This is a genomic window from Roseomonas aerilata DSM 19363, from assembly GCF_000711725.1.
GTDB classification, from domain to species: Bacteria; Pseudomonadota; Alphaproteobacteria; order Acetobacterales; family Acetobacteraceae; genus Roseomonas; species Roseomonas aerilata.
On the sequence record NZ_JONP01000010.1, the window covers coordinates 179,185 to 201,272 of the forward strand.

The 22,088-nt window shown below is 66.4% G+C and carries 15 protein-coding genes and 2 pseudogenes; 9 read left to right on the forward strand and 8 right to left on the reverse strand.

Annotated features, from left to right (window positions below; genetic code table 11):
• Window positions 1-210 precede the first annotated feature (210 nt).
• From BO39_RS13865 to BO39_RS33625, 3 genes and pseudogenes are all read right to left on the reverse strand, one after another.
• Window positions 211-1,755, reverse strand: coding sequence for a winged helix-turn-helix domain-containing protein (locus tag BO39_RS13865; RefSeq protein WP_169742760.1), 1,545 nt, complete (start codon window positions 1,753-1,755; stop codon window positions 211-213).
• 244 nt (window positions 1,756-1,999) lie between these two features.
• On the reverse strand, window positions 2,000-2,980 hold the full coding sequence (locus tag BO39_RS13870) for a tripartite tricarboxylate transporter substrate binding protein (RefSeq protein WP_043834194.1): 981 nt from the start codon (window positions 2,978-2,980) through the stop codon (window positions 2,000-2,002).
• Window positions 2,981-2,998: 18 nt separating this feature from the next.
• Window positions 2,999-3,307: pseudogene (locus BO39_RS33625) on the reverse strand (enolase C-terminal domain-like protein); the annotation flags it as partial.
• On the opposite strand from BO39_RS33625, the gene BO39_RS34390 reads away from it, so the two are divergent.
• The gene (locus BO39_RS34390; RefSeq protein WP_156963682.1) at window positions 3,254-3,397 is read left to right on the forward strand and encodes a hypothetical protein; all 144 of its coding nucleotides are present in this window, start codon (window positions 3,254-3,256) and stop codon (window positions 3,395-3,397) included. The pseudogene BO39_RS33625 and the gene BO39_RS34390 sit on opposite strands and share 54 nt — an antisense overlap.
• A 478-nt stretch (window positions 3,398-3,875) precedes the next feature.
• On the opposite strand, the gene BO39_RS13880 is transcribed toward BO39_RS34390, so the two are convergent.
• Window positions 3,876-4,607: an SDR family NAD(P)-dependent oxidoreductase gene (locus BO39_RS13880; protein WP_043834199.1), complete on the reverse strand. Its 732-nt coding sequence runs from the start codon at window positions 4,605-4,607 to the stop codon at window positions 3,876-3,878.
• Window positions 4,608-4,690: 83 nt separating this feature from the next.
• Here BO39_RS13880 and BO39_RS13885 point away from each other — a divergent pair, with 83 nt between their 5' ends.
• Window positions 4,691-5,083: a winged helix-turn-helix transcriptional regulator gene (locus BO39_RS13885; RefSeq protein WP_043834201.1), complete on the forward strand. Its 393-nt coding sequence runs from the start codon at window positions 4,691-4,693 to the stop codon at window positions 5,081-5,083.
• 166 nt (window positions 5,084-5,249) lie between these two features.
• Here the strand turns inward: BO39_RS13885 and BO39_RS13890 are convergent, their stop codons facing one another.
• Window positions 5,250-6,104, reverse strand: a complete 855-nt coding sequence (locus BO39_RS13890; RefSeq protein WP_211257452.1) for a LysR family transcriptional regulator — start codon at window positions 6,102-6,104, stop codon at window positions 5,250-5,252.
• Between the two features lie 94 nt (window positions 6,105-6,198).
• On the opposite strand from BO39_RS13890, the gene BO39_RS13895 reads away from it, so the two are divergent.
• On the forward strand, window positions 6,199-6,603 hold the full coding sequence (locus tag BO39_RS13895) for a tautomerase family protein (RefSeq protein ID WP_043834203.1): 405 nt from the start codon (window positions 6,199-6,201) through the stop codon (window positions 6,601-6,603).
• Between the two features lie 541 nt (window positions 6,604-7,144).
• Here BO39_RS13895 and BO39_RS13900 read toward each other — a convergent pair.
• Together BO39_RS13900 and BO39_RS13905 are read right to left on the reverse strand one after the other, a co-directional pair.
• A complete protein-coding gene (locus BO39_RS13900; RefSeq protein WP_043834321.1) occupies window positions 7,145-7,675 on the reverse strand; it encodes a gamma carbonic anhydrase family protein in 531 nt (176 codons plus the stop codon).
• Window positions 7,676-7,903: 228 nt separating this feature from the next.
• A protein-coding gene (locus BO39_RS13905) for an IS3 family transposase (protein ID WP_156963683.1) occupies window positions 7,904-9,042 on the reverse strand; the annotation gives its coding sequence in 2 pieces (ribosomal slippage) (window positions 7,904-8,796 and window positions 8,796-9,042; 1,140 coding nt in all).
• 166 nt (window positions 9,043-9,208) lie between these two features.
• Here BO39_RS13905 and BO39_RS13915 point away from each other — a divergent pair.
• From BO39_RS13915 to BO39_RS13935, 5 genes are read left to right on the forward strand one after another with little or no spacing between them, the layout of a single operon-like run.
• Window positions 9,209-10,348, forward strand: coding sequence for an ABC transporter ATP-binding protein (locus BO39_RS13915; RefSeq protein ID WP_043834207.1), 1,140 nt, complete (start codon window positions 9,209-9,211; stop codon window positions 10,346-10,348).
• On the forward strand, window positions 10,341-11,252 hold the full coding sequence (locus tag BO39_RS13920; RefSeq protein ID WP_043834210.1) for a carbohydrate ABC transporter permease: 912 nt from the start codon (window positions 10,341-10,343) through the stop codon (window positions 11,250-11,252). Before BO39_RS13915 ends, BO39_RS13920 begins: the two co-directional genes overlap by 8 nt.
• Window positions 11,245-12,078 carry a carbohydrate ABC transporter permease gene (locus tag BO39_RS13925; RefSeq protein WP_043834212.1) on the forward strand — a complete coding sequence of 278 codons (834 nt, stop codon included), beginning with the start codon at window positions 11,245-11,247 and terminating at the stop codon, window positions 12,076-12,078. Before BO39_RS13920 ends, BO39_RS13925 begins: the two co-directional genes overlap by 8 nt.
• A 20-nt stretch (window positions 12,079-12,098) precedes the next feature.
• On the forward strand, window positions 12,099-13,382 hold the full coding sequence (locus BO39_RS13930) for an ABC transporter substrate-binding protein (RefSeq protein WP_043834214.1): 1,284 nt from the start codon (window positions 12,099-12,101) through the stop codon (window positions 13,380-13,382).
• A 59-nt stretch (window positions 13,383-13,441) separates the two neighbouring features.
• Entirely contained in the window at window positions 13,442-14,281 is an 840-nt protein-coding gene (locus tag BO39_RS13935; protein ID WP_043834217.1) for a metallophosphoesterase family protein, read from the forward strand.
• A 944-nt stretch (window positions 14,282-15,225) separates the two neighbouring features.
• Here the strand turns inward: BO39_RS13935 and BO39_RS31090 are convergent.
• Window positions 15,226-15,974, reverse strand: a pseudogene (locus tag BO39_RS31090) (IS5 family transposase).
• 378 nt (window positions 15,975-16,352) lie between these two features.
• Here BO39_RS31090 and BO39_RS29945 point away from each other — a divergent pair.
• Complete coding sequence (locus tag BO39_RS29945) at window positions 16,353-21,473, forward strand: 5'/3'-nucleotidase SurE (RefSeq protein WP_052402071.1); 5,121 nt, start codon at window positions 16,353-16,355, stop codon at window positions 21,471-21,473.
• Window positions 21,474-22,088 lie beyond the last annotated feature (615 nt).

Below are 22,088 nucleotides of genomic sequence, written 5' to 3' on the forward strand. Positions count from 1 at the left end.
CGCAAGTCCTGAAATCATGCCGAAGGATCAGCGAAACTTAGATGTGCCGCAGCGCGGGCAGCCCGCCTTCCCGGGCCCCGCTCCTTCAGGAACTGGTCAGGGCTCCTTGAGAAGTGCGCGGGCGGTGCAGCATCGCGCCCGGCTGACAGGCGCGCTGGATCGAGGCTCGCGGCGGTCCACGCGCTCGTCGAGTTGCTCGTCAGCCCCCGGTCAGAGCGAGTTGCTGCTCTCCAGCGGCCGACCTACGGCAACGGAGCCGGCCGCCTCGACGGCGGACCGGAACCGCTCGAAGTCAGCATCGTAGCGGAAGAAGTAGCTGCCGGTGTGGTTGCGGGGTGTCCCCTCACCCTGCAGACGGACGAGATCCCGCAGCGCCAGTCGCGCCTTGTCTATCTGCCCAAGCTCTGTGAGCGCGACGACAAGCGAAAGGTAGCAAGGGGCGTAGTCGGGTAGCCGGGCGGCGCACCACTGCAGTTCGACTAGCGCTTCCTCGACACGCCCCGCTAACACGAGCACGCGCCCCAGGACCGCGCGGAACCCGGGCCGAGAGTAGGTATCGAGCGCCAGCCCCTGACGCAGGATGCCCACGGCCTCCTCCGCATGCCCGCAGGTGGCCAGCACGTCGGCACAGTCCGCGCGCGTCGCGACGTAGACCGGTCGGTCGGTGCGCAGCGCCGCCCTGGCGACGCTCACCGCTTCCTCCCAGCGCTGGTGCAGGAGCAGTACGAACGCGAGGCGGCCGAGGCAGAGCGGCGAATCCGGAGCCAGCTCCACCGCGCGCCGCGCGTGCTGCAAGGCCAGATCCCGTGCCGCCTGCCCGCCGGGTTGGCCCCAGCCATGGGTAATGGCGCGCTGCACTGCATACGCCTGCCAAGCATGAGCGGCCGCATAGTCCGGATCAGCGGCTATCGCGCGGTCGAACATCTCCCGCGAGATCTGGGTGTCCGCCTCGGTGCTGCGCAGGTGGTGTTCCTTGCCGAGCAAGTAGTAATCCCGGGCCGTCCTCTCTGCAGGCTGCTTGACGGTGGCGCGTCGCAGGCTTTCTCGGTTGATCTGACGGTCGATCTCCGCCGCGAAGCTTAGCAGCGCCTCCTCCGGCGGCTCCGGCCCGTCCTCGTGCGGCCATTCCAGGCGGTCGCCCCAAATGGTGGCACCCGCCGCGTCCTCCAGCCGAACCGTGCTGCGCCACTTCGTCACCGCCGAACGCACCGCCACGTGGAGGTGATAGCCGTTGGCCGCAGGGACCTCCACACTTCTCAGAACCCGCAGGTGTTCGAAGGTGGCGAGAACTGCGGTGATCTCCACAGTCATTGTGTCGGCCACGTGCAGTTCCACGGACCTCGCGTCGAGAGCCTCGACCGGGTGCACAAAGACGACGTCATGGGTTGATGAAGGTGCCGAGCGCAAAGCGGGCACCACCGGCTCCGCGGAACCGGTGCCGGCTGATTGCTCCTTCCGCACCTCGGCCGCGAGAATATAGCCCCGCCGTGGGACGGTGCGGAGCACCGCCGTGGCGCTCTCTCCGAAGGCCTTCCGAAGTTCGCTTATGCACTGGGTCAGGCTGTCGTCCGTCACCACCATGCCCGGCCAGAGCGCGTCCAGCAGCTCCACCCGGCTCATCAGGCGGGCGGGTCGCTCCAACAAATGCACGAGTAGCCCGAAGGCCTTCGGGCGAAGGGAGAGTTCCACCTCACCGGGGCCAAGCAGCGTCCCGCGTACCGTGTCCAGGACGAATCCCTCAAAGCGGTAAGCCACGCCCTGATCCACAGCCGTCATTCCCTCGCCCTGGCGAAGCAATTAACCGAAAGAGTCCCGAATGAATTCCGAACTGTTTCTGAAGGTTCTTGTACCATAAACCTTAACTGCCGGACACATACAAACATTTCTGTATGCGTCAGGACGGGCCAAGTCATTGCATTTGCTGCATCTATATGGCTCCAGCGTTCGTCGGAGCGAGCCCTGGCGGAGGGAGGATTAACGAGAAGCGGGGGGGGGTTCCTCAGATACCTAGAGTGGCGACGAGCGTTGCGTACCGCTCCTGCTCCTGACGCATAAAAGTCCGGAGCGCCGCCGGAGAACCACCCGCCGGTTCGGCGCCCAGCAGTGCCAGACGCTCACGCGTCTCCAAGGTCGCGAGGGTCGTGCGTGCGGCCTCGTTCAGTTCCTCGACAGCACCGGGCGGCGTCCCGGCGGGCGCGAGCAGGCAGCCCCAGGACGTACCGCCGTAGCCGGGGAACCCGCCTTCCACGACGGTGGGCAGGTCTGGCAGCAGGAGGGTGCGCTCCGGCGAGGCCACGGCGATGGCACGCAGCATCCCAGCCAGGACGTGGGGCCGGACAGCCGCATAGGCGTCGAACATCATGGAGGTCCGGCCCATCAGCAGGTCGGCATGGGCTGCCGTGGAGCCGCGATAGGAAACGTGCTCCATCTCGACCCCAGCTCGGCGCAGCAAATCCGCGGCGAAAAGGTGTGGGTTCGACCCGATCCCGGACGAGGCATAGGCGGCGCGGCCATCTTGCCCTCGGGCCCAGGCAAGAAAACTGGGCAGTTGCTGGGCGGAGTGCGAGGAGGGAACCACCATGACGATCTGCACCGTCGTCGTCAGGATCACCGGCACGAAGTCTTGCAAGGGATCAAAGGGAAGCGCTGGAAACAGCGCGGCATTGACGACGTGCGACGAGGCGACGAGGGCCAGGGTGTGCCCATCAGGCCTGGACCTTGCGACGACCTCCGTGCCGATGATGCCCGACGCCCCTGGCCGGTTCTCGACCAGGACGGGCTGGCCGAGCTGGGTGTGTAGCCCTCCCGCGATCAGCCGCGCCGTGGCGTCGGAGGCCCCGCCCGCTGTGTACGGCACCACGATCCGGATAGGACGTTCCGGCTTCCAGGCGGCTTGTCCCCGTGCGGCCCGCGTGATTGCGGGCGCGGCCAGGAGGGTGGAAGCGGCCAGGAGGGCGCGGCGGGCCACGGGCTGCGGCATCCTGCGCCTCCCTCGCGCTCAGTAGGCCAGCTTCACCGGAAACCAGCCCGGGCGCCGGTCGTCAAGGTAGGCGCCCTCGATCCGCGTCACGGACCAGCGCTCCACGGCCGCCTCCTTAACCGTGACTCCGAGGCCTGGTCCGGCCGGCACCGCGAAGCAGCTCTCATCCAAGGCGAAGCCCTCCTCGATGATGTCACCGGAGAGGTGCGAATGCTCCGTATCCAAGAAGATCGTCATGTTCGGAATCGCCGCAGCGAGGTGCAGGCAGGCCGATTGCGGCAGTCCCAGTTCGCCGCCGGAGTGCAGCGTGACCGGGATGCCGACCGCCTCGCAGACCGCAGCCTGCTTGACAACCTGCCAGAGGCCGCCCGCCTCGTGCGGGTCTACGGCCCGCTAGCGCCTGAACTGCTGGGCTGAGTGGGCGTTCTCCGGCATTTCGGAGGGTGCGATGGCGCTGACGGACGAGCGGTGGACGGTGCTGGAGCCCTTGGTCGAGGCTTGCCCCCGCACGCCAGGGTTCCGCCCCGGCACCTGCGGCGGACCATCGGCGCGATCCTCTGACGGCACAACAACGGCGCGAAATGGCGAGCCCTCCTCTTGGAGGAAGGCCCTTGGTGGATGGCGGCGCAGACCTCCATTCGGTGGTCTCGCCTGGGTGTCTGAGAACGTCTGCTCACCCTGGCGTAGGAGGGAGGTGTCAGGCCCGGCATGACCTTCCTCGTCGGCACCTCGATCCTGGCGCACGCCAAGGCAGCAGGGGCAGCCAAAAAGGCGCGACAGCGCGGGCTGCGCCGTCGCCTTCTCCCTCGCGCCGGGACAGGCGCACGAGTTGCCTCACGCCGTCCCCTCCTAGTAGCCCTTCCTGGCGTGCCGTCCTCCGCTAGCTCGTAAAGGGTCAGACCTGCCGCATCCCGCCATCGACACAGAGTTCAGCGCCCGCGATGAAGCTCGCCTCGTCGCTGAGGAGAAACAGCGCTGCCGCCGCAACTTCCTCCGGGCGTGCCATTCGGCCGAGTGGGATCTGCCCAATCAGCGCCGCGCGCACCTCATCCGTCGTGGCCGCCATCATCGCCGTGTTCGTGGGGCCTGGGCTGACGACGTTCACGCGGATGCCGCGCGGCGCCAGTTCCGCGGTCCAGGTGCGCGCGTAGGAACGCAGGGCCGCCTTGGTGGCGGCATAGGTGCCGTAGTGGGGAATGCCCGCCATGTCCGCGATCGACCCGATGAGCACGACCGAGCCGCCCTGGTCCATGGCGCCGACGGCCGCACGGAAAGCGAGAACGGGGCCGCGCACATTGATCAGGAAGTGGCGATCAACGTGCTCCGGCGTCTCCTCGGCCAGCAGCGCCGGTTCGGAGATCCCGGCATTGAGTACCAGCGCGTCGATACGGCCATGCGTGTCCCGCACCGCGGTGACGGCCGCCGCCACGTCCTGCGCCACGCTGGCGTCCGCGACGAGGCCGCGTGCCCCCCGGCCGATTGTGGTGGCGGCCATCTCCACCGTTTCGGCACGACGCCCGGTGAGAAAGACCGCCGCACCCTCGGCTGCCAGCCGCTCGGCGGTGGCAAGGCCGATGCCGCTCGCGCCACCCACCACCAGGGCAACCTTGTTCAACATCCGCGCCATCGTCGTCTCCTGTTCTTCAGCGATGGCGGCCTAGATATATGGAGTGTATCTGGTAGCAAGAACGCACTTTGGATAGCCTAGATATGGCCGATGATACCGACCTGGAAGCACTCTCCTCCTGCGCGCTGTCCGCTATGGCGCGCGTGCGACCGGTGCTCGACAAGATCGCGGACAAGTGGACCATTCTGATCCTGACGGTGCTCTGCCCGAGGCCTTCTCGTTTCAACGAGATCAAGCGGCGCCTCGATGGCATCACCCACAAAGCCCTCGCGGACGCGCTGAAGCGCCTGGAGCGGAACGGGCTGGTAACGCGGACAGTGCTGCCGACGGCGCCGATCGGCGTGGAATACGCCATCACGCCGCTGGGGCACTCGCTGCGTCAGCCCTTTGAGGCGCTCTGCGGCTGGGCACTTGCGCATGGCGACGCGATCAATAACGCCAGCACTGCATATGACCGTGCCAGAGAGGCCGAGTAGGCTCCAAGGGAGATATCGCGGCTATAGACTGATGCGGATGCTGACCACTCAAGCTGTTGAACCTATCCCGCCGCGTCATGGCTGCCTGCTTGGACGCTGCACCTGGAAGCAGACGTTTCGCCATCGGCCAAACCCGGCCATGATGGCTCAGCGCCCTGAGCACCCATCACGTGACCCGTAGCATCATCGTCCGGACAGCCAATTCGAGTGCCCGTGCCGCGGCGCTCGCAGCGGAGGAACTGGTGCGGGCAAACATTACGATCTCCGATGGTGGCAGGTCGGGAAGACCGAAGCGTGGTCCGACATCGCTCATCCCTCCCGAGGCTACGGCCCCCATCGGAGCGACGCCGAGACCCGCTCTCACCGCAGCCAGGAGGGCAGTGCAACTTCCCCCGACGAAGGCCGCCCGCCACGGCCGGTGAACCGCCTCGAGGCGCCTGATGGCCATGGCTCTAACCCCACATGGCGCCTCGAGCGTGACAAGCGGTACGGCGAGGTCCGGTGCCATTACACCTTCATCAGCGGATCGCCAGCCCAGAGGGTCTGTGCCCAGCACCTCGCCGTCCGCGCCGCCCGCTTCCCGCCGGACGATGACAGCGTCTAGTTCACCATCGTCGAACAACGCACGGACGTGTTGGGACAGTCCGATGCGCAGCTCAATCGCACTTCTCGGCGGAAGTGCCGCGCGAACATGGCGAATGACGTGCTCCAGCCCTGCCCCCAGCGCGTGATCGCTCGCCCCTATGGTGAACCGTGTCCTCGGCCCTTCGTCGAAGCGCGCGGCTTCGTCATGCGCAGCCATCAATGCGCGCGCTTTGGCAAGGAATGCCAAACCGTCCTCAGTTGGTCGAACGAAGCGGGGCGTGCGTTCCAGGAGCTTTCGGCCAAGGGTCGTTTCCAACCCCTTAAGGCGAGCGCTGACGACCGGCTGCACGGTGCCCGCCGCTTCCGCTGCCCGGGTCAGGTTCCCGAACTCCACCGCGAGGATGAACAGACGGACTGAGGCAAGGTCGAGCATCATATTGATTCGCTATGATCACCAGCGCACATCATAGCATTCCGCCCTGATTGAAACAGAGCCAAGTCTCCTCCGCATCAGTGCCGAGGAGGTTTCCATGCCCATGATCACCGTCCGCTACGTTACCGCATCGCCGCGCGCCGGAATCAGCGCCGATATCGCCAAGCTGGTGACCCGGCTCGGGGCCGAGCAGCTCAACAAGGACTCCAAAGTCACCGCCGTTCTAGTTGAGGAGGCCGATCCACAGGGATGGTTCATCGCCGGAAAGCACCCGACCGATGAGGGGCTTTCGGCGTTCTGGCTGGACATCAAGATCACTGCTGGGACCAACACGAAAGCTGAGACTACGGCCTTTGTTCGTGCGGCCTTTATCGAGATGGAGGAGTTGATCGGCCCTTTGCACGAGGAGTCCTACGTACTGGTGCATGCGGCTGATAGCGACGCCTACGGCTACGGTGGCCGCACTCAGAATGGTCGATGGGCCGTGGCCAACCCCGGATAGCACAGGAGACAAGGACTCCGAGCCAAGCGCCTCTCCGTTCCTGAGAACTCCGGACAAGCGACTGGGCTTGACCGGTCAGCTTATGGCATCCACAGCCTGCGCCGGACCCTGGCGGTCGCTACCACGCCGGCCGGCCAGGACATGGCCGCCTTTCTCATCAGGGAGGGCTTGGCCGTGGTCTGCCGGGCCGAGAGCCGCGGATGGGCGGGGGCCTGGCGAGCGTGTGGCGGACGGGTGGTTCTGGGACCTTAGCCTGCTGCGAACCACTGCCGGTGCTGCCGAACGTAGCCAAGGTGCGGATGCAGGGCCGGGTCGGCGGGCAAGTGGATGCGGCTCATCTGCCGCTCGAACGGGACGCGCAGCTCGGCGGGCACGCGGTTGTGCGCGACGTGCCATCCGTCTGCCGGGCGCGAGCGACTGGTGGCTCGTGGCCCTTCATGTAAATCTCGCATCAACATTAGCATGGAGATCGCACTGGGGTGTTCCGTGGACTTCCCCGAGGGTGCCGCCACCCCCATTACCGGGTAGCACGATTTCCGGGTCAGTCCAGCCGCCGTAGCTCAACCGAGAAGCGGCGCCAGTTGGCAACGTAGCGCGCCGCCGATTCAAGGAGTGTCGCTTCCATCGCGGGGTCGAGCGCGCGCACGACCCTGGCCGGGGCACCGACGATGAGGGAGAAGTCCGGGAATTCCTTCCCCTCCGTCACCAGCGCATTGGCGCCGACAATGCAGCAGCGCCCGATCCGTGCCTTGTTCAGCACCGTGGCGCCCATGCCGATCAGCGAGCGGTCACCTACTGTGCAGCCGTGCAGGATGGCGTGGTGGCCGACCGTTACGTCGGCTCCGATGGTGAGCGGCGCGCCAGGGTCGGAGTGCAGCATGGCGCCTTCCTGGATATTGGTGCGCGCGCCGATCGCGATACGCGTGTTGTCTCCGCGCGCCACGGCGCCGAACCAGAAGCTGACATCCTCCTCCAGGGAGACGTCGCCGATGACCTGCGCGTCCGGCGCGATCCAGAACCGGCCCGCCTCCGGCAGCGTCGGTGCCGCCCCGTCCAGCGCGTAAAGTGCCATGTCCATCCCTCCCTGAGGTGCGTTCGCCTACTCGATCACGATCTTCCCACGCTCCGCGACGCCTTTCCACTTCGCCTGCTCCGCCTTCAGGAAGGCCGCGAACTCGGCGGGCCCCTCGGCAAGCGGCGTGGTGGCCTGCTCTTCGAAGCGGGCGCGAACGGTCGGGTCGCGTATCGCCTCCCCGAAGGCGGCGTAGAGGGTCTGACCCTGTCCCCGAAGTACCCTCGCTCATGAGCAGAGTCGGTCTTCTGTATGCCCCTGCTTGGGGCGGGTTGCAAAGGCTGCTGGGGTGAGCCCGTCGAGGCTCGTGTGTGGGCATTCGGCGTTGTAGTCGAGCCTCCATGCTTCGATGATCCGGCGTGCCGCGGCCAAGCTGCTGAACAGGTGCTCGTTCAGGCACTCGTCCCGAAGCTGACCGTTGAAGCTTTCCACGAACCCATTCTGCTGCGGCTTGCCGGGCGCGATGTAATGCCACAGCACCGACCGCTCCTCCTTCCAGCGCAGGATGGCGTGCGACGTCAGCTCCGTGCCGTTGTCGCTGACAACCATGGCCGGTCGGCCACCGCGCAGCTCGACAATGCGGTCCAGTTCGCGGCCGACTCGCAGGCCGGACAGCGATGTGTCCACGACCAGGCCGGGGCATTCGCGGGTGAAGTCGTCCACCTCGGGCGAACCTCTTGGTTCGACCACGGCCAGCACCCGGAACCGGCGTCCGCTGGACAGCGCGTCGGACACGAAGTCGAGCGACCAGCGCTGGTTCGCCGCGTCCGGCAGCGCCATGGGCGAGCGCGTGCCCAGGGCTCGCTTGCGGCCACCCCGCTTGCGCACGCCAAGCTTCTCCTCGCGGTAAAGCCGGAACAGCTTCTTGTGGTTCAGCCGCAAGCCCTGCCGCGCCAGCAAGATGTGCAGCCGCCGGTAGCCGAAACGGCGCCGCTCACCAGCCAGCAGACGCAACCTGGCACGGATCTCGCCGTCCCCGGGCCGCTTGGACGTATACCGGTAAGTCTTCGGTTCCAGCCCGACCAACGCGCACGCCCGGTGCTGCGAGTAGCCCTTCTGCTCAATCGCCCAGGTCACGGCCGTGCGCCGCAAGCCAGGCGTCAAAAGTTTCTTGCCAGCATCTCCTTCAGCGTCGCCACGTCCAGCATCTGCTCGGCCAAGAGCTTCTTAAGCTTGGCGTTCTCCTCCTCAAGCCCCTTCAGCTTGCACGCATCCGACACGTCCATCCCGCCGTATTTGGACCGCCACGTGTAGAACGTCGCCTCACTGATCCCGTGCTTGCGGCACAGATCAGGCGCTGCCGCGCCCCCCTGATGCTCCTTCAGCACGCCAATAATCCCCTCCTGCGTAAACCTTGACCGCTTCATCGTCCGTCCCCCTTCGATGGACCCTAGCTCAGGACGAGGACATTCACGGGAACAGGGTCACCGGGCGGAAGGGTGACTCTGCGGGCGACACCATTCCTTCATCAAACCGCAACACGGATGTCAGCACTGCTGGTTAGTCCCCGCCGCGAATTGGCGGGGTCCACTGGTGCACGGTATTTCGGTCGAGGGCCTGAGTAAGGACTTCGGCGGCACGCAGGTGCTGCGCGGGGTCTCTCTGCACGTCGCCGCCGGTGAGTTCGTAGCCCTGGTCGGCCCCTCCGGCTGCGGTAAATCCACCCTGCTCCGTTGCATCGCCGGAATCGAGCAGCCCGACGCCGGCAGTATCCGCATCGGCGGGCGAGAGGTGACTAGGCTGCGCCCTTCGGGCCGCGACGTCGCCATGGTGTTCCAGTCTTACGCCCTCTACCCGCACCTGACGGTGGAGGAGAACATCGCGGTCCCGTTGGCCATGCGCCGCCTGAACGCAGCGCAGCGTCTGCCCTTCCTCGGCACTCTGCTGCCCGGCACCCGGGCGGCGCGCGACACTATCATGCGCGACGTGCGGCAGGCCGCGGAGTCACTTGGCCTCGGCCCTATGCTCTCCCGCCGTCCCGGCCAACTCTCTGGCGGGCAGAGGCAGCGCGTAGCGCTGGCCCGCGCCATCGTGCGTCACCCCGCCGCCTTCCTCATGGACGAGCCCCTCTCCAACCTTGATGCCAGCCTGCGCGTGCAGACACGGCGGGAGATCGTGGCGATCCACAAGGCCGCTGGCGTCTCTACCGTCTACGTCACCCACGACCAGTCGGAAGCTCTCACCATGGCTGACCGGGTCGCGGTGATGCAGGCCGGCGAAATCCTTCAGATCGCCTCGCCCACCGAGGTCTACGCCGACCCGCAGGACCTGCGCGTCGCGACCTTCATCGGTTCGCCTCGCATCAACACTCTGGCCGCCGAAGCGGGCGCTGATGGCGTGCTGCGCGTCGCCGGTCAAGCGGTGGGGATGCGCGTGGCCGGGAGCGGCGCCATGACTCTCGCGCTGCGGCCGGAGGATATGCAGCCGGCCGTCGCGGGTCTGTCCGCCGCGGTGGAAGGGGTGGAGTTCCTGGGTGAGAGCCTTCTCGTCCACCTCCGCCACGCCTCGCTCGGCACGCCGCTGGTGCTGCGCCTGGCGCCGGAGGACCGCGACACCCTGCCGCCGGAGGGCAAGGTGGCGCTGCGCTTCCCTATCGCCCGCGCACTCGTTTTCGACGGTGCGGGCAAGCGGGTCGCCGTCCATGCGCTCTCGCCGGAGGCCAGCCTTGTCTGAGGCCGCCGTCGCCCTCCCCGCCCCGCGCCTCTCGGCCGGCGAGGCGCTGGCCGGATGGATGCTGACAGCCCCCGCCGCCATCGCCTTCGTGCTGATGCTGCTGGCTCCGACCCTTGCGACCATCGCCCTCGCCTTCACTGACTACGAGCTGGGCGCCTCCGCCCTGAGCTGGATTGGGCTGGAGAACTTTGCGGAGCTGCTGCAGGACCGCGGCTTCGGCATCGCGCTGCGCAACACGATCCTCTACGTCGCCATCGTCGCTCCCGCCTCCGTCCTCGGCGGCCTTGCCCTGGCCCTGCTGATCGAGGCCGGCACACGCGGCCGCGCCCTGTTCCGCGCCGTCTTCTTTCTGCCCGTCGTCTCCCTGCCCGTCGCCATGGCCGCCGCTTGGCAATACCTGCTGCACCCTACCATCGGCCCGCTGAACGCTGCCCTACGCACCTTCGGCATCGCCGGCCCGAACTGGCTCTCCTCCTCCGACACGGTGCTGATCTCCCTCGCTGCCATCGGCGTGTGGGAGAACATTGGCTTCAACCTCGTCCTCTTCCTTGCCGGCCTCACGGCCATCCCGCGCGAGCTCTACGCGGCCGCCGAGGTGGATGGGGCATCGCGCGCCTGGGACCGCTTCCGCCTCGTCACCTGGCCGCTGCTGGGCCCCACCACCCTCTTCGTCGTCACCATCACCATGACGCGCGCCGTTCGCGTCTTCGACAGCGTGGCGGTGCTGACCCAGGGCGGTCCGAACAAGGCCTCGGAAGTGCTGCTCTACGCCATGTACGAGGAAGGCTTCACCTATTTCCGCCTCGGCTACTCCGCAGCCATCACCCTCGTCTTCCTCGCCATCGTGCTCGCTCTCGTCTGGCTGCAGACCCGCGTGATGGAGCGGCGCATCCACTATGTCTGACCGCTCCCTCCTTCGCGACCTGCCCCGCCTCGCGCTCCTGACACTGCTCGGCCTGCTCATCCTCATGCCCTATATCTGGATGATTGCTGCCAGCCTGAAGCCGCTGGACGAGATCTTCCGCGCTTCCCTATCCCTGCTGCCCGAGCGCTTCTACGCCGTGCAGAATTACGGAAAGGTCTTCGCCAAGGTCCCGGTCTGGCGCTATCTCTGGAACGGCGTCGTCGTTTGCGGCGGCATCCTCTTTTTCCAACTTCTTTTCGCGGTACCTGCCGGCTACGCGCTGGCCAAGCTGCGCTTCCCCGGCAGCGGCATCGCCTTCGGCGCCGTCATGCTCGGCCTCCTCGTCCCCTATCATGTACCGGCACTGCCACTCTATGTCGGCTTCAGCCAACTCGGCCTGCTGAACAGCTACACGGCGCTGATCGCGCCCGCGACCATCTCTGTCTTCGCCATCTTTCTCTTCCGCCAGTTCTTCAAGTCGCTACCGGACGACCTGATCCACGCGGCGCGCATGGACGGGCTGGGCGAGGCGGAGATCGTCTGGCGCATCGTGCTGCCCAACGCGTGGCCCGCCGCCACGGCCTTCGCGATCTTCTCCGTCGTCGCCCATTGGAACGACCTGTTCTGGCCACTGATCGCTGTGAACGGAACGCAGTACGCCACCCCTGCCCTCGGCGTCCTCTACTTCCGCTCCGACGAAGCCGGTGACGATTTCGGCTCCCTTATGGCGGCCGCGGTGCTGATGACCGCGCCCCTCGTTCTCGCCTTCCTGCTGGCGCAGCGCCGCTTCATCGAAGGCATCGCAACCACCGGCCTCAAAGGTTGAGGCCGGCCATGGAGAGACCCATGACCATCGCGACCACCCGCCGCGCGGCACTGGCGACGCCCGCCGCCATGCTGTTCATGCCGCGCGTCCTGCGCGCGCAGGCGCAGACGGAGATCACCGTCCACTACGCTCAGCCCTTCATCTACAAGGAGGCCTACGACGCCATCCTGGCGGGTTTCGCGAAGCGCGAGCCAGGCATCAAGGTGAACTACGTCACCACCCCGAACTACGAGGAGGGCGCGCAGCTCATCCTCCGCCAGGCCGCCACCAACCAGCTTCCCGACCTCTCCTACCAGGGCTTCAACCGCCTGCGCGTCTTCGCGGAGCGCGGGCTCGCTCAGGACCTGATGCCGCTGCTGAAGGCCGAGGCCGCCGATCCCGCTACCATCGGCTACACGCCGAACATGCTGGCGCTCGGCCATTTCGGTGGCTTCCAGTCCGGCCTTGCCTTCGCTGCCTCCAACCCCGTCGCCTACTACAATGCCGACCTCGTCCGCCGCGCCGGAGGCGATCCCGACAACTTCCCCACCAACTGGGACGACGTCCTCCAGCTCTCTGGCAAGATCGACCGGCTTGGCGACGGCACCGAGGGCATGTGGTTCACCTGGAACGGCGACGACTGGATGTTCTCCGCCCTCCTCTTCGGCCATGGCGGCCGTATGCTGACCGAGGACGAGCGTGACGTCGGCTTCGCCGGCGCCGAGGGCCTGGGCGCGCTGCGCCTGATCGACCGTATGGTGAAGGAGGGCGGGATGCCCAACCTCTCCGCCACGGCGGCGCGGCAGGCCTTCACCGCCGGCAAGCTTGGCATGATCTTCCAGACCACGGCGCTGGTGCGCGGCATGAAGGAGGGCGCTGGCAACAACTTCGTCCTCCGTACCACGGGCATGCCCGTGATCGACCCGGCCAAGGGCCGCCTTCCCACGGGCGGCGCCGCCGGGATGCTTACCGCCAAGGACCTCGCGAAGCGCGACGCCGCCTGGAAGTTCCTGCGCTACTCCACGAGCCCGGAGGGCCAGGCGCTGATGGTCCGCAACACGGGCTACCTGCCGTGCAACCAGATCGCCATCGATGACCCGCAATATCTCGGGCAATTCTACCGCGAGAACCCGTTGTTCCTCGCGGCGGTGAAGCAGATTCCGATCTCCATCCCCTGGTACGCCTTCCCCGGCACCAACTCCGTGCGCGTGACGCAGACGATGGTAGACAATATCGCCCGCGTCGTGGAGGGCCGCGCAACGCCGGAGGAGGTGCAGCGCGACATGGCCGCCGAGGTGCGCCGCCTGCTGCCGCGACGCGCCTGACCGTGAGGACGCCGGCCAACCTGGCCGGCGTCCCCTTCCCTCCTCCAAGGACGGCCCCAATGACCTTCCGCCTCGCCCAGATCAGCGATACCCACCTGTCCGATCGCGTGCCCGGCTTTCGCGCGAATTTCGACCTGCTGGCCGAGCACCTGCGTGCGGCGCGGCCGGACCTCGTGATCAACACCGGCGACATCTCGCTGGACGGTGCCGACCGCGCCGAGGACCTTGCTTTCGCCCGCGAGGCACATGAGGAACTCGGCCTCGACTTGCTGGCCCTGCCGGGCAACCACGACGTCGGTGATGACCCCCTGCCCGATTGCCGCCAGCCGGCGGATGCCGAGCGCCTGACCCGTTGGCGCGCGCAGCTTGGCCCCGATACCTTCGTACGGGACGTGCCGGGCTGGCGCCTAATCGGGCTCAACACCCAGATCACCGCAACCAGCCATCCCGAGGCTGAGGAGCAGATGGAGATGCTGGTGAGGGCCCTGCACGGCACCGCGGGTCGCGCTGTGGCTGTGTTCATGCACAAGCCGCTCTGCCAGGAACGGATGGAGGAAACCGACAGCACCTACTGGTGCGTTCAGCCCGCTCCGCGGCACCGCCTGTTCAACCTCCTCCTGCCGCAGCGCCCCGCCTTCGTCGCGAGCGGGCACGTCCACCAATGGCGCGACCGCGGCGTATGCCAGGGACTGCGCCAGATCTGGGCCCCCTCGGTCGCCTTCATCGTGGGCGATGCTTGGCAGGAGACGGCGGGCGAGAAGACTGTGGGGTTCGTGGAGCACCTCCTCCACCCCGACGGCAGCTTCGAGACTCGTGTGGTCTCCCTGCCTCACCTTACTCGCCACGACATCGGCGAGATGCCGGAGATCTACGGTCCGCAGCGACGCCTGGCTGCATGAGCTCCGTTCGTACCCAACTTTGTCCGAGCGTGTTGCAAGGAGCGGCCGGCTGGACGTGTTGAGCCAGAGTATCTCCGTCACCAGGCGACGCGGACCTAGTCCGGACGACGCAGCTCCAACATGCGGTTGAAGCCGCCGCAGTCTGCCACCTTCTGCGGCCGCGTCCGGCGACGATTTTCAGATGCGAGTCCTGCATCATCGGCGCGCACCCGCCCGTTGCATTCGGCACCACGCCCGATCGTGGCGAGACGACGCCCTCCGCATTGGGATGACGTACCGCGGCCGCGGCATCGATGGCGCCGCGGTCGTATGCGCCGTCGCTAGTCAAGGAGGCGACCTCGTCAGCCCGTGGAGCAGCGAGCCGACTTCACCGACATCATCTGTATCAGGACTGGTAAGCTTCGTCGCGAAGATCCGGCCGGCATCAGATCCGTGTCGCGGTTTAGCGCCCGCCTTCCGGGCGCCGCTTGCTGACGTGCTTCCCGAAAAGGTATTCGCCTGGCCCACACGGTCGCAAGCTGGTGCTGCCCATCAGCAAATGCACGGATTCCTGCTCGCCGGATGGCCACACCACTTCGGACGTCTGCACCGTACGGCTCAGGGCCGAGCGGTCCGGCACCATGAGGTCGCGGCTGATCAGGACAAGGGTGGGCTGCTAGGTCCGTGTATAGGAGCTGCCCACCTCGCATGGTACGGGGCTCAGCCTGCCACCCCTAATAGTTTCCTGCGAAGGCTAGACCGCTCAGCGATCGCGAGCACGCAGGTCCACCTTGTAAGCAGGCCAGTTCGAGACCCTGTGCCACTGCCGCTGTTCTGCATCTGCCTGGAAGAACAAGGGGTACGCTCTCACGCGGGTAGATCCCGCCATGTCCCGAGTTGAACCGCTCAGTCTATGCACCACGCGGGCATTTCCACCACGCCAGAGAACTAGGGCCTGTTGACGTTCATGGTGAGGCGATGATGGCGGCGGCGAGGATGATACTGACGCGAAAGCTGGTGTCGGTCGTGTCGTAGCGGGCGGCGATGGCGGGAAACTCCTTGAGCTTGGCGATAAGGTCTCGATCAGATGTCTCCAGCGGTAGGTTTCACGATCGAATTCGAAGCGGGCTTTGCGGGTAACTTTGAGTGGGAAGATGGCAACGCCGCCGCGGGCGTCATGTTCAACCCGGAGCCGGTCGGCGTCGAAAGCCCTGTCGCCGAGCAGGGCGCCAAAGGCGACACCCTCGATCCGGGGCTGCACACTGATCGTGTCGTGGCGCTGGCCTGGCAGCAGGACGAAGTGCGCCAGGTTGCCGAGCCCGTCGACGAGGGCGACGATCTTGGTGGTCAGGCCGCCACGCGAGCGGCCGATTGCCCCATTTTCAGTCCTTCCTTTGCGCCGCTCGCCTTCTGGTGGGCGGTGACGATGGTGCCGTCGATCAGGGCGTACTCGAAGTCTGGTTCGTCCGACACGCGGTCGAAGACCTCGGCCCGTACCCAGCGGCGGAAGCGCTGAAATACGCCCTTCCACTTTCCGAAACCCCTCCAGCAGGTCGCGCCAGGGCAGGCCCGTGCGCACCACCCGCCACAGCACCGCCTCGAGGAACAGCCGGTTGTCCTCTGCGGTCACACCGCTATCCGAGGCCTTGCCCGGCATCAGCGGCGCGATCTCCTCCCAGACCGCATCGCGCACCCCAAACCGATCCTGATCCATCCTACCGCCACCGCGTCAGAGGCCGAGTTGAATCACAGCTTGGCGGCAACAGGAATCCTGGATGTCAACAGGCCCTAAAACATAGACGACCGTTATGATGCCGTCATTTAAAAGACGTCATGTAAGCAATTCGTACTGGCCTTGTCAGCCATCTGTCACACGCCGCGCAGTACCCACTGAGTAACGGAGATCATCAGCTATTGCTGCCATTAGTGTGGAAAACCGGAATGTCTTTAGGCGTCGATCGAATTGCGGCTTATTAGCTGTGAACTTCATTTTGAAATAACAAACGACTCTATTGCGGACCGGGAAGGCAGTGCTTGACTGGCCTGCCTCGGAAACACAGCAGCGGGCGCTTAAGCCCGGGGAAGGGCATCGATGCCTCGCATCTTCAGCACGGATTTCACCGGCTTCACGGCGGCCGGCTTCTCGGCAACTCCGGGCTCCGGCGCGCTCGACTCTAACGTCTGGCGCGTGGTGGGCCTGAGTGACAATCCCGCGCCGCCGTTCGGTTATGAAGGTGCGAGCGGCACGGATTTCGGCCGCGGCACCATTGCCACCAATGATCCGACGACGGCAGGTGTCTACTCCCCTGTGTCGAACCCGGCCCTCGTTCTGCAGCCCACCGGCGGCGAGCTCGACGCCAACGGGTTCATCGAGGCGCGGGTGCAGAACATCTCCGGCGCATCGGCAGCCGAGTTCAGCGTGAACTTCGACTGGGTTGCCCGCAATAGCGCGCCGCGGTCGGACAGCCTCACCTTCTCCTACTCGACCAACGGTACGGACTTCGTGGCCGTGCCAGCAGCCTCCTTCAGCTCGTCGGCCGAGGCAGCACCGGGCGCCGCCTTCACCGAGACGGCCGCGGCACCAGTCACCCTCACCGGCTTGAGCGTCGGGCCGAACGACTACCTGTATCTCCGCTGGACGCACACCGGCTCCTCGAGCTCGGGCAACCGCGATGAGGTCGGCATCGACAATGTCAGCGTCGATGCGACCACCGGAGGCACCTCGGCTGGAACGACGGTCTCGATCAACGACGTCATCGTGACGGAGGGCAATGCCGGATCCTCGACGGCAAGCTTCACGGTCACCCGCAGCGACACGTCCGGCAGCTTCGACGTACGGTACGAAACGGCCGACGGCACCGCGACGACGGGCGACAATGACTACGCCTCATCCTCCGGCGTGCTCCACTTCGCAGCGGGCGGCGCCGCGTCGCAGACGGTTGCCGTGACCGTCACCGGCGACGCAAAGGCGGAGCCGGACGAGATCTTCACGGTCGGCCTCTCCGACCTGGTGAACGAGGAAGGCTCGGCGGCCCTGGGGGACGCCACCGGCACCGGCACCATCCGAAACGACGACGTGGCGGCCACCCCCATCTACGAAATACAGGGCGCGGGCGACACCTCGCCCCTCGTCGGCCGTACGGTCACGACGCAAGGCATCGTCACGGCACTCAGCAGCGGCTCCAACAAGGGCTTCTACATTCAGGACTCCACCGGGGACGGCAATCCCACCACCTCCGATGGCGTTTTCGTCTTCACGGGGTCAGCCCCTGCCGGCATCGCTGTCGGCGACCTCGTGGCGGTTACCGGCCGCGTCCAGGAATACTCGCCGAGCAGCGCTGCCCCGGGAGCCCTAACGCTCACGGAGATCTCGGGGGTGACGGGCACGACCGTTCTGTCGCACGGCAACCCCGTTCCAGCCCCGGTGGTTATCGGGACCGCCGGCCTGCAGATCCCGGACACCGACGTCGCCGTGGCGAATGCCGCGTACGAGCGGCTCGAGGGCATGCTGGTCCGGGTCGAGGACCCGCTGGTGGTCGGCCCCACCAACAACTTCGGTGAGATCTTCACCGTCGCGAGCGGCGGGGCAGGCGCGAGCGGCCTGAACAGCCGCGGCGACCTCCTCATCAGCGGCGGCGCCCCCGCTTTCGGCTACACCGACACCGTCGGCGGCGACCTGAACCCCGAGCGCATCCAGCTCGACCCTGGCCTGGGCATAAGCCTGCCGAATGTCAGCACCGGCGCTAGGCTCGGGGGCGTGACCGGCGTGGTGGGCTACGACTTCGGCAACTACCAGGTTCTGGCCACCGCCTCGCCGGCTGTTGTCCAGGCCAGCCCGCTGACCAAGGCTCCTTCCAGCCTGACGGGCGACGCGAACCACCTGCTCGTCGGCAGCTACAACGCCGAGAACCTCGACCCTGGCGATGGCCAGTCGCGCTTCGCGACCATCGCGGGGGAGATCACGGGCAAGCTGAACAGCCCTGACATCATTGCACTGCAGGAAATCCAGGACGACACCGGTGCCGCGGACAACGGCGTCACCGCAGCCGATCTCACGCTCGGCATGATCACCGGCGCCATCGATGCCGCCGGCGGACCGCATTACGCCCTTCTCGACAATCCCTTCATCGGCAACGACACCAACGGCGGCGAGCCCGGAGGCAATATCCGCGCGGCCTTCCTCTACCGGACCGACCGGGTGAGTTTCGTCGAAGGATCGCTCGCGACCATTGCGGCGGATGGGAGCCCGATCCGGGGCGGCACCTACACCGACCAGCAGACCAATCCCGACAACCCCTTCTACGGCTCCCGCCCTCCTCTCTCGGCCACCTTCACCTTCAACGGTGAGAGCGTAACGGTGCTGAGCAACCACTTCACCTCCAAGGGCGGGAGTGCTGCGCTCTACGGCTCGCAGCAGCCGCCCTTCGACGGCGGCGAGGTGCAGCGCGCGGCCCAGGCCCAGGCCGTGAACAGCTACGTGGACGGCCTTCTCGCCACCGACGCTCACGCCAAGGTCGTCGTTGCCGGCGATCTCAACGATTTCGGCTTCGAGCAGCCGCTGAGCGTCCTCAAGGGTGTCGCGACCGTCACCAACTACGACGTTCCGGGCCGGGACCCGATCGCGGCCACCGCGACCTACACCCCTGGCGGTGCCCAGGTACTGGCCGACCTGCAGGATACGCTGCCACCGGACCAGCGCTTCGACTACGTGTTTGAGGGCAATGCGGAGACCCTCGACCACATGCTGGTCACCGGCGCGCTGGCGCAGGGGGCCCAGTTCGAGCCGGTCCACATCAACGCCGAGTTCTATGACCAGACCAGCGACCACGACCCCTTGGTCGGTCGGTTCGCGATCAGTGCTCAAGGAGAGCCCCCGGTGGCGCCAACGCCGCTGAACATCGTCCTGACGAATGACGATGGCTACAATGCCCCGGGCATCCAGACCCTCTACAACGCCCTGGTCAGCGCGGGCCACAACGTCCACATCGTCGCGCCGGCGGTTAACCAGAGCGCCCAGGGCAGCTCGCTCGGCGGCACCTCAGCCCTGAGCAGCCCGATCAGCATCACGGAGTTCTCGCCGGGCAACTACTACGTCGACGGCCGCCCGGCCACGGCGACGCTCGTCGGCCTGGACGATCTCTTCAGCGGCAACAGGCCAGACCTTGTCATATCGGGCACCAACCGCGGCGAAAACATCGGTGAGAGCGAGAACATCTCCGGCACGGTCAATGGCGCCGTGCAGGCGCTGTTCGAGGGCGTTCCGGCCATCGCGATCTCGGCAGGGTCCTTCCAGGGCAGCTACGACGCCGCCTTCGCGAACTCGGCAAACTTCATGGTCGACTTCCTGCACCAGCTACAGTCCAGCCAAGCTGCGGGCCAATCTCTCCTCCCTGTGGGCAGCGGCCTGACCGTCAACGTGCCCGGCAACCCGGTGCTGGCCGGCATCGCCGTGACCACGGTTACCCAGGAGTCCACCTCCTCCTTCCCCTACGCGCTGACGCCCTCGGGCGCCTATGCGGAAGGCTTTGTCACGAACACCTCGCCCTCAGGCAGCCCCACTTCCGAGGGCTCCCAGTTCCTGACGAACCACATCACGATCTCCCCCATCGACGGCAACTGGGGCTCGACCGAGGCCGATCGCGATGCCCTGGCAGTGCGCCTGGGCTCGACCCCCGGCAATGTCACCCCGCCGCACGCCCCGCTCGACATCCTGCTCCTGAACGAGGACGGTCACGGCTCTCACGGGATCGAAGTCACCCGCGACGCCCTGCTGGCACAGGGCCATGACGTGACCGTGCTTGCCCCCTCCACCGACCAGAGCGGTGTCGGCTCGGCGCTGTTCCTCAACCCGGTGACGGTGACACAGTACGCTGCGAAGGACTACGCCTCGACCGGCACGTCGGCGAGCCTCGTCGCGGTGGGACTGGACCCGCAGGGCCTGCTCCAGGGCGTCCACCCCGACCTCGTAGTGGTCGGCGCCGACCACGGCGATGCGGTAGGCATCGAGAACGCCAATCACTCGGCGACGGTCAGTGGTGCCATCACGGCGCTGTTCAACTATGGCGTGCCCAGCATCGCGCTCTCCTCCCACAGCGGCTCCGATGCGGATCTCGCGACCAGTGCGCAATTTCTCACCTCGCTGATCGCGAACCTTGAAGCGACGCAGGGTGCCTCCACGAGCCTCCTCCCGGAGGGCGTGGGCCTCAGCATCAACGTGCCCACTGGCGCCACTGCCAGCCACTTCGCCTTCACCACCATTGATGGTGCCACCGACGCCAACCTTGGCGTCGTGGGCAACGCGAGTGCGGCGGCGTTCGTCTATGGCGGATCCACCGCGGGCACGAGCCCGTACTCGGAGGGTGAAGCCTTCAATGCCGGGTTGATCACGGTCAGCCCCATCGACGGCAACATCGCCGTGCGAGATGCGGCAGTCTACGACTCCCTGGCACAGACCGTGGGTACCACCTATGGCGTGCCGTCCCATGCGCCGGCCACCATCGCCCTTCAGATTTCCGAGGACGCTTATCTCGGCGACGCGCAGTTCATCGTGACCGTGGATGGGCAGCAGCTCGGCGGTGTGCAGACGGCGACCGCTTCCCATGCCGCCGGAGGGTCACAGACGGTCGCGCTGCTCGACTTCTTCGACACCGACATCAGCGCGGTCAGCGTGAAGTTCATCAACGATGCTTGGGGCGGCACTCCTGCGTCGGACCGGAACCTCTACGTCGACAAGCTGACCTTTAACGGCCAGACTTACGAGGCAGAGCACGCCGTCAACAACGCCGGCCCTACCTACGCCACCGATGCCGGCCTGGAGCGGGAGGGTAGCCTCGACTTCAGGACCGCGAGCACCATCGGCCTCCATGTTTCCGAGGATGCCTACCAGGGCGACGCCCAGTTCCTCATCCTCGTCAACGGCCAGCAAGCAGGGGGTGTGCAGACCGTTACGGCGTCCCACGCGGCCGGGCAGTACCAGGAGATCGTTCTGAGCGGCAACTACGGCGATGTGCGGAGCGTCGATGTGCAGTTCATCAACGATCGCTGGGATGGCTCCGACGCGACGGACCGGAACCTCTACGTCGACAAGCTGACCGTCGATGGCAAAGTCCACGAGGGCGAGGCCGCCGTGAACAATGCCGCCGGCACTCCCTTCGCGACGGAGGCCCGGTTGGACCAGAACGGCACACTGCATTTCGACCACTTGTTAGGCTGAGTAAGGCAAGCCGGAGCTTGGCCGGCCTGACTTGCGCGGGAAGCCTGAACTGGCTCGCCCGCGCATGCCTTGGTCGGTTCAGACCGATTCAACGGTGATGGCGGAAAACACAGGTGTGCATTTGGCTCAATCCTCATGAACGCGATCATCGTCGCCGGCCGGCGTTTCGTCGCGTTGCGTAAATCGGGTGGGTCGCTGAGGGGGCGCACGCCGGTGTTCCACGCTGTCACGCCTCATTGTCGCATGTCACTTTGCGCGAGTGAGCCAGGCGCAGGTTCGAGCTGGGCCGAACCGCCGGCCGAACTGGTCACTTGCCCGGAATGCCGAAGGCGCCTGGCTCGCCTTGGTTGGCATCAGGCCGGCCCGTCATCCTCTGCTGGTACTGAGAATGAAGAACACCGGCCTGAGTAGTTGACGCTGAATCGGGATGGTCAGCGCATCGGAATGTCAGCTCGCTCGAGCTCCGCTGCTCGCTCCTCAGCAAGCTTGATCAGCTGGTTTAAGCTGTCGGGCCTCTCGGATCGAAAGACGGTGCACTCCCCCTTGCCATGGAGGTACAGAAGAACCGTCCAGCCGGAAGCACTCTGCTCGGCAATTTGGAGCCGGCAGGAGAGA

Excerpts from the sequence above, each read along its gene's own strand:
- BO39_RS13870 (WP_043834194.1), bottom strand. The coding sequence starts at position 2,980 with ATGCCGCAGCCCGTGGCCCGCCGCGCCCTCCTGGCCGCTTCCACCCTC.
- BO39_RS13880 (WP_043834199.1), bottom strand. The coding sequence starts at position 4,607 with ATGGCGCGGATGTTGAACAAGGTTGCCCTGGTGGTGGGTGGCGCGAGC.
- BO39_RS13885 (WP_043834201.1), top strand. The coding sequence starts at position 4,691 with ATGGCCGATGATACCGACCTGGAAGCACTCTCCTCCTGCGCGCTGTCC.
- BO39_RS13890 (WP_211257452.1), bottom strand. The coding sequence starts at position 6,104 with ATGATGCTCGACCTTGCCTCAGTCCGTCTGTTCATCCTCGCGGTGGAG.
- BO39_RS13895 (WP_043834203.1), top strand. The coding sequence starts at position 6,199 with ATGCCCATGATCACCGTCCGCTACGTTACCGCATCGCCGCGCGCCGGA.
- BO39_RS13900 (WP_043834321.1), bottom strand. The coding sequence starts at position 7,675 with ATGGCACTTTACGCGCTGGACGGGGCGGCACCGACGCTGCCGGAGGCG.
- BO39_RS13925 (WP_043834212.1), top strand. The coding sequence starts at position 11,245 with ATGTCTGACCGCTCCCTCCTTCGCGACCTGCCCCGCCTCGCGCTCCTG.
- BO39_RS13930 (WP_043834214.1), top strand. The coding sequence starts at position 12,099 with ATGACCATCGCGACCACCCGCCGCGCGGCACTGGCGACGCCCGCCGCC.
- BO39_RS13935 (WP_043834217.1), top strand. The coding sequence starts at position 13,442 with ATGACCTTCCGCCTCGCCCAGATCAGCGATACCCACCTGTCCGATCGC.
- BO39_RS29945 (WP_052402071.1), top strand. The coding sequence starts at position 16,353 with ATGCCTCGCATCTTCAGCACGGATTTCACCGGCTTCACGGCGGCCGGC.